At 67.8% G+C, this 7,773-nt stretch carries 4 protein-coding genes and 1 CRISPR repeat array; of the genes, 2 read left to right on the top strand and 2 right to left on the bottom strand.

Going from position 1 to position 7,773, the window contains the following annotated elements; all coding sequences use genetic code 11:
* Positions 1–9 precede the first annotated feature (9 nt).
* Complete coding sequence (locus IEY21_RS16360; RefSeq protein WP_188905408.1) at positions 10–396, bottom strand: hypothetical protein; 387 nt, start codon at positions 394–396, stop codon at positions 10–12.
* 169 nt (positions 397–565) lie between these two features.
* Entirely contained in the window at positions 566–790 is a 225-nt protein-coding gene (locus IEY21_RS16365; protein ID WP_188905409.1) for a hypothetical protein, read from the bottom strand.
* Positions 791–1,049: 259 nt separating this feature from the next.
* On the opposite strand from IEY21_RS16365, the gene cas3 reads away from it, so the two are divergent.
* Positions 1,050–3,932, top strand: a complete 2,883-nt coding sequence (cas3, locus tag IEY21_RS16370; RefSeq protein WP_188905410.1) for a CRISPR-associated helicase Cas3' — start codon at positions 1,050–1,052, stop codon at positions 3,930–3,932.
* 103 nt (positions 3,933–4,035) lie between these two features.
* Positions 4,036–6,687: a CRISPR direct-repeat array (repeat unit 29 nt; unit sequence GAGTTCCCCACGCCTGTGGGGATGGCCCG).
* A 402-nt stretch (positions 6,688–7,089) separates the two neighbouring features.
* Complete coding sequence (locus IEY21_RS16375) at positions 7,090–7,677, top strand: hypothetical protein (RefSeq protein ID WP_188905411.1); 588 nt, start codon at positions 7,090–7,092, stop codon at positions 7,675–7,677.
* Positions 7,678–7,773 lie beyond the last annotated feature (96 nt).

The following is a 7,773-nucleotide window of genomic DNA, read 5'->3' on the forward strand; positions in this document are numbered from 1 at the left end:
CGCCCCTCCTCAAACCACCCTTGAGGTCGGCTGGCAACTCGTTTTCCGTCCAATCTCATAAAATCTGTCAGGCCGCCAGCTGATGCCACTCAGAAATGCGGTCACCTGTGCATGCCCGTGCAGCGCAGCGTGTACGTTGCTGCTCCAGTTGACCGCCGGGTCCAACAGGTATGCCCCTCCGAGGGAGAGGACGCTGCCGTCCCAGCCGAGCGCGACCCGCAACTGCCGGACGACGCGGGACACACGCTGCGCGGCCGCTCGCATCTCACGTGGTTTTCCGTCCCGGATCACTTCGATCAGCTCGTCGGTGGTGAGGTCGCCGCCGGCGAGCATCAGGGCGGCCAGCGTGGCCAGTTCCAGACTGCGCGGCAGCACGGCCGGGGCGCTGTTCTCCACGCGCTGCAGGAGTTCCAGCAGGTCAGCGGCGTTCTGACCCTCGTTCAGTGCCCTTTCGGTGGTCAGGATCGCGTCGTCGAAACGGCCTTCTTCCGCGAAGGCCAGGACGGACGCCAGCCTAGCGCGCAGGCCACGGCACGGCTAACCCAAGGGTGCAACCGGGTGGGGATCAGCCGGGGCCGCCACCGGTTTTCGTGTCGTCACCGGCTAGGACGGCGGACGGTTGCGCGAGCCCCGACTGCAGGGCAGAGGACACGTCGAACAGCAGGGCGGGTAGCAGGGCGGGCAGCACGGCGGCCACGAGCACGGTGAGCACCGGGGAGCGGCGGACAGAGCGGAAGTTGTTCACGGAGGTCACCTGGAGCGCCGCCCGGTCAGGGCGAACGCGAGACAAGGGCTCCCCCAGGCCCCCAGGTGATGGGGGCCACGCGTGTTGGGCGTTTAGATGTGGGGAGGCGGGCGAAGGGCGCGCAGCTACGGCGTCCGGCTCCGCGGACGATCACTTCCGGGGAAACGCCCGCTGGGACGATTCCGTTCGGTGATGTGCGCAGCTTGAGGTCCGCTCGCGTCCAAACGTGACGCCCGGTTCACAGCCGATTCATGCGTCCTCACCTGCGGTCCCGGCTTCCCGACTCAGGTCGTACGCTCCGGTCATGACCCCACCGCACACAACCCCGCACACGCCCAGTGCCGCTGTTCAGGTCCTGTGGGCCAAGAGCGGCCAGAGATCGAAAGGGGAGGGCTGGCTACCGGTTCTGCACCACCTGTTGGACGTCGGCGCGTGCGCGGCCGCCATCCTGGAACGCGAACCTGTCTCCACCCGCAACCTGCTGGCCGGGGACCTGGGGGTCCCTGACACGGACCTCGCCGTGCGCTGGACCTGCGCCCTGGCCGCCCTGCACGACCTTGGTAAAGCCAGCCCCGCCTTCCAGCACAAAGCCGAAGTGCTGGCTGAGCGCGTCTGGAAGGTGCTGCCCTGGCAGAATCACGCCGAGAACACCCCGCATGGTCTGGTCACGCAGAAAGTCCTGCCGCCTCTGCTCGAAGCACGCGGCTGGAACTCTGCTGTCGCACGCCGCGCCGCGCAGGCCATCGGCTGCCACCACGGCCAGCGGCAGGACACGCCCCGTGCCCCCGACCGCGGCACGGGGCCCGAATGGCAGGCCGTTCAGAACGAACTCGTGACGCTGGTCCTGACCGCCTTCGGGTTGCAGGACGCCCCGGCGCCCCCCGAGATCACGTTTGCCGGGGGCGCGTTCATGCGACTGGCCGGACTGACCAGCTTCGCTGACTGGGTCGGGAGTTCCTTCCCGCTAAACGGCGACCCCTGCCCACTCCCCTTCACTGACCCAACCGCGTACCTGTCCCGCGCGGTTGCTCAGGCCCGCGCCGAGTTGGACCGCATCGGCTGGACCACACGTGAACCCCTCGCCCCCGATCTCGCCCCTCTGGACGAGACCTTCAACTTCATCCCAGGATTCAGTGCCCGGCCCCTTCAGACTCTGCTGGCCGACCTCCTAAACACCCCGGATACCCGCCCCGCCCTGATCCTCGTCGAGGCCCCCATGGGTGAAGGCAAGACCGAGGCAGCCCTATACGCGCACCTGCAACTCCAGAACGCCGCCGGGTACCGCGGCCTGTACGTCGCGCTGCCCACCCAGGCTACCGGGAACGCCATGTACGCCCGCCTGCGCGCCTTCCTAGGACACCAGGCCGCCCGGCGCCCCGGCCAGGCCCCAGTCACCGTGGACCTGCAACTCCTGCACGGCGGGTCCGCCCTGAACGACATTTATCAGCACGATCTGGTCCGCACCCGCAGCGCGCAGCAGCAGACCCTCCACCTGAACCCCAACACTGACAGGGACGCATCGGACACCGTGCGTGCCGGTGAGTGGTTCAGTCACCGCAAACGCGCCCTCCTCAGCGAGTACGGCGTCGGCACCGTCGACCAAGCGCTGCTGGGCGTCCTGAACGTGAATCACCAGTTCGTGCGCCTGTGGGGCCTCGGGAACCGCGTCATCGTCCTCGACGAGGTCCACGCATACGACACGTACACCACCCAGCTCATCCACGCGCTGGTGCGCTGGATGCATGCCCTGAACTCCAGCGTGATCATCATGAGCGCCACCCTCCCCAACCAGACCCGGCAGGACCTCCTGAACACCTGGAACGTCACGCCCGACCCGGCCCCCGGCTACCCTCGCCTGACCGTCGCCCGCACCGGCGACCCCGCCCCCACCTCACGCCACATCCCCGGACCGCGCCGCACCCAGACCGTCACCCTGCGTGGCACCGACCCGGCCCCCGCTGCCCTAGCCGCGCAGGCCGTCACGCTCGCCGAAGCGGGCGGCACTGTGACCGTCATCGTGAACACCGTCCAGCGCGCCCAGGACATCTTCAAGGCCGTCCGCGAACAGCTCGGCCCCCGCTTCCAGAGCATGTGCAAGGGCAGCAGGCACCCAGAAAGGATCGGCGTGCACCTCTACCACGCCCGTTACCCCGCTGACGACCGCGCCGAGCGGGAGGAACGCGTCCTGCGGTACCTCGGCAAGCAACCCGCCACGTATCCCAGAAACGGCGAGTCCCACACCGCCGACGTCCGCCCCGAACGGTTCATCCTGATCGCGACGCAGGTCGCCGAGCAGAGCCTCGACTTCGATACCGACGTCATGATCACCGACCTCGCCCCCATCGACCTGCTCCTTCAGCGCGCCGGACGCCTCCACCGCCACGAGGGCAACAGCGGACGGCGCAGCGCTCACGAGACCCCCACCCTGTTCGTGGCAGGCCTGCACGACTGGCCCAAGGAGGCCCTGAACGAACACCACTGGAAGTACGTGTATGCCCCCGCCCTGATGTACCGCACCTGGCACGCCCTGCAGGGCCGCATCCACCTCACCCTCCCGGACGACCTCGATCCTCTCGTACAGCGCGTGTACGACCCCGGCACTCCTACCCTGGAAGGTCTGGACGAGCATCAGCAGGCCACTCTCCGCAAGGCCGATCACCACCTGAAGCAGCAGCGCAGAAATCAGACATCCCTGGGGGGGCAGGCGCACATCGGGCAACCTGACACCTTCCTCGACCTCCTCCCCCAACCCAGCCTCGGCGAACCCGACGGCGAACCTGCCCACGACGATACGAACGCCACCACTGATGACCTTGCCGCCGAAACCCCCCACTTCGGTACCCGCCTCGGCGACGACAGTCTCCGCATCGTTCCCATTCACCGGAATGGCGCTGACTACCTTGATCCCAAAGGCCAGACCGCCGCGCAGATCACTACCCTCCAGAAAAACGACTGGGACACTGCCCGCGCCATCTATCGCCGCAGCCTCCAGGTGTCCCGCCACGACCTCATCCGGCACTACCGCGACCATCCCACCCGCCGGGGCACGGAACACACCGGCTGGGCCGCCCACCCACTCCTGCGCGACGCCGAACCCCTCATCCTGACCGGAAATCAGACCGCGATCGGCAGGACCCGCGTGACCCTTGACCCCGAACTCGGCCTGACCTACGAACGCATAGAATGATCTCGAGCATCTGCCCGAGCCGCATGAAAATGTAAGCTGAGTCCGAGGTGTCAATAGATACCTACAGGTGGGTTGAGACCTGAAAGGCACGTGCTTCTGAAGTGAGTTCCCCACGCCTGTGGGGATGGCCCGGCGGGCGTCGTAGTCGCTGCCCGCGCCCCCGGGAGTTCCCCACGCCTGTGGGGATGGCCCGCGGTCAGCGCCGGGGCGCGGCTGGCCGTGGCCGAGTTCCCCACGCCTGTGGGGATGGCCCGGTGAACCGGATGTGGGATGAGCTGCTCATGTAGAGTTCCCCACGCCTGTGGGGATGGCCCGCTGACATGCGCGTCATGGTTCGGGCCGCCAGTGAGTTCCCCACGCCTGTGGGGATGGCCCGGTGCGCTGTAGACGGGCCTTCAGCGGGCGCGGGAGTTCCCCACGCCTGTGGGGATGGCCCGCCGTCAAAGTCGGCCCCCAGCGCGGCCGTTTCGAGTTCCCCACGCCTGTGGGGATGGCCCGGCCACCGATCCGGACCACATCATCGAGCAGGCGAGTTCCCCACGCCTGTGGGGATGGCCCGGCCGTGCCGATGGTCAGGCCGGTGTCTCTAGAGAGTTCCCCACGCCTGTGGGGATGGCCCGGGCGCGTGCCAGGAGCGCGGCATCGTGTTCGGGAGTTCCCCACGCCTGTGGGGATGGCCCGTCCTCCCCGCTGAAGGCGTCACGCACCATCCGGAGTTCCCCACGCCTGTGGGGATGGCCCGCGGTAAGGGGGGGGGAAACTGTACGAGAACGAGAGTTCCCCACGCCTGTGGGGATGGCCCGCCGGGGCGCGTTGCTGGTATCGAGTTCCTCAGGAGTTCCCCACGCCTGTGGGGATGGCCCGCCGGGGGAACCAGTGGGAGGGGTGTACGAGGGGAGTTCCCCACGCCTGTGGGGATGGCCCGTCGCCGCCGGCGTTCACGGTCAGGACCGTGCCGAGTTCCCCACGCCTGTGGGGATGGCCCGCGACACTAGCCCCGACCCCCGACCCCCTCACCGAGTTCCCCACGCCTGTGGGGATGGCCCGGGCCGGGTCTCCCGGCGCTGGGTGGCCAACGAGAGTTCCCCACGCCTGTGGGGATGGCCCGACCTTCAAGAACCTGATCACGCTGGCCGACGAGAGTTCCCCACGCCTGTGGGGATGGCCCGCGGTCGTTGTTGTTCTGCGGCAGTGGGTTGTAGAGTTCCCCACGCCTGTGGGGATGGCCCGTGGGCCATTCAGAGCACGGCCGGGACGCTGCGAGTTCCCCACGCCTGTGGGGATGGCCCGCAGAGGCCGACCTGATGAACCCCGACGTGTGGGAGTTCCCCACGCCTGTGGGGATGGCCCGACACCGACGAATAACCGACCGACCGACCGACCGAGTTCCCCACGCCTGTGGGGATGGCCCCCCCACCCCCATCCTGGAGCAGCACGCCCACCAGAGTTCCCCACGCCTGTGGGGATGGCCCGCGCTCCCTGGCCTGCGAGGCGTGCGGCGCGGAGAGTTCCCCACGCCTGTGGGGATGGCCCGGCATACGCCGCAGAACAGCATGTGGGGGCCGGGAGTTCCCCACGCCTGTGGGGATGGCCCGGCGCGCATCGACTTCCCGCTGCCCACCGGCGGGAGTTCCCCACGCCTGTGGGGATGGCCCGGGCCGGGTCTCCCGGCGCTGGGTGGCCAACGAGAGTTCCCCACGCCTGTGGGGATGGCCCGTTGCAGCGCTAATTTAATTTCCTCACGTGTGGGAGTTCCCCACGCCTGTGGGGATGGCCCGTTCGTTGAGGGTGCCCGCGTCATGATCGAGCTGAGTTCCCCACGCCTGTGGGGATGGCCCGCCGAATTGAATCTGGCCCGCGCTGACATGATCGAGTTCCCCACGCCTGTGGGGATGGCCCGTTGCCGCACGAATGGAATGGGAGGTTGCTGTGGAGTTCCCCACGCCTGTGGGGATGGCCCGCCCGCCGCGTGTGCCAGTCCGGCGCGGAGATAGAGTTCCCCACGCCTGTGGGGATGGCCCGCGCACGCTCACGCCGTCGCTCAGTCCTGCGCCGAGTTCCCCACGCCTGTGGGGATGGCCCGACATCCACTCGTTTGCCGACGGTCTGGTGGAGGAGTTCCCCACGCCTGTGGGGATGGCCCGGACGCCAACAACGACATTGAGGAAACCTACCGGAGTTCCCCACGCCTGTGGGGATGGCCCGTGGCCGGTGATCCATTCGCGGCACGTCACGCCGAGTTCCCCACGCCTGTGGGGATGGCCCTTCTGGATCTTGTCACCCCGCGGGGACAGTGATGAGTTCCCCACGCCTGTGGGGATGGCCCGCGGGTGGCCCCCAGCACATGGTTGTCCCAGCTGGAGTTCCCCACGCCTGTGGGGATGGCCCGCCGGTGCTCGTCAGCGTGCGGTCGGTTTCCAGGAGTTCCCCACGCCTGTGGGGATGGCCCGGCCCTGCGGACCCTGACGCCGCCCGCCCTGGCGAGTTCCCCACGCCTGTGGGGATGGCCCGTCGTGGTCGAACAGCGGCGCGGCCTCGTCCACGAGTTCCCCACGCCTGTGGGGATGGCCCGCCCCGCCCCGGCGTAGATGACCTGGGCAACATGAGTTCCCCACGCCTGTGGGGATGGCCCGCCGCCAATCAGGACGCCGAGCCGCCCCCGCACGAGTTCCCCACGCCTGTGGGGATGGCCCGCGCTTTAAATGCTTCGGCTTCCGCCGGAGTCAGAGTTCCCCACGCCTGTGGGGATGGCCCGCGTCAGCTTGCCAACACCAAGCCGGGGCGCGTGAGTTCCCCACGCCTGTTCGTCTCCTCAGGGTGGGAGAGCGCTTGGAATCTGATGTGCAAACCCCATGACTTGTCCCCCTTGGCCCGCCTGGGCATTGTCACTTGTCCCCCCGCGCGCCGGTTCAGGCTGAGCACTGTGGCCAGACCAAAACGCTCCCTGCTGCCGTCGGTGACCGCTGAAGATATTGAGCAGCGGTCCTCCTTCCTCAGGCGCACCGCCCATGGCTGGGCCTGGCGATGTGCGTACTGTGGACAGTTCGCGTCCAGTGAGACCTTGGCTGGCAAGTACGTGTGCCGCTCACATGGTGGCGTCACAGCAAGACAGCGCGACCTAATGGCACATGACGCGGCGCGCCGTGCTGGGAAGCGTGTGCTACGGCCTCCCGGCCGTCCGCTCGAGTCCGGGCTGTACAGCCGCCGGCCTCAGGTGCGGGTCGATCAGCTCGTTGAGGATTTCCGAGCGCGGCAGGTGGACCTCGACTGCACGGATGAGGACATGCTGTACTTGCGGGCCTACCTGGCGGAGTTGAGGGAGCGAAGCCCTTCCCTCAGTCAACTGGAGGAGCCGGTGACGAACCTGTTGAGTCTGTTGCAGGCCCGCGCCTCAGCGTCGTCAGAGTCTCCCGGCTGCGGGGCTGCAGCACCTGCTGAGCTTCTGGCGAGCATTACAGAAGTCCGCCTGCTGCTCTCACAGCTCGTGGGTTACACCTCTCAGCTGGAGCAGCGACATGCCCGCATCATCGTGCTCAGCAAGGTGCGTGCAGAGACGCGCATCAAGAACCACGCGGCCCGTCAGCTGGACGTCTTTACTCTGATGGTCCGCCGCCTTGCCACGATCTTGGAAGAGCAGCTGGCGCCTCAAGATTTCGAGGCCTTCCAGCGGCGCCTCGAGAAGGAATTTGAGGTCCTGCCCCGGGGGCTGGTTGAGGGCAGTAGCAGTGTCCGGTGGAATCCATGATCGGGGGCCGCAGGGCCTAGAGCCCGTTTTGGAAATGAAAAGACTGTCTCAGACAGTCTTTTCATATTGTGACCAGCCGGCGGAGCAGGAGACGGG

It is taken from the genome of Deinococcus aerophilus (assembly GCF_014647075.1).
GTDB lineage: Bacteria > Deinococcota > Deinococci > Deinococcales > Deinococcaceae > Deinococcus > Deinococcus aerophilus.

Excerpts from the sequence above, each read along its gene's own strand:
- cas3 (WP_188905410.1), top strand. The coding sequence starts at position 1,050 with ATGACCCCACCGCACACAACCCCGCACACGCCCAGTGCCGCTGTTCAG.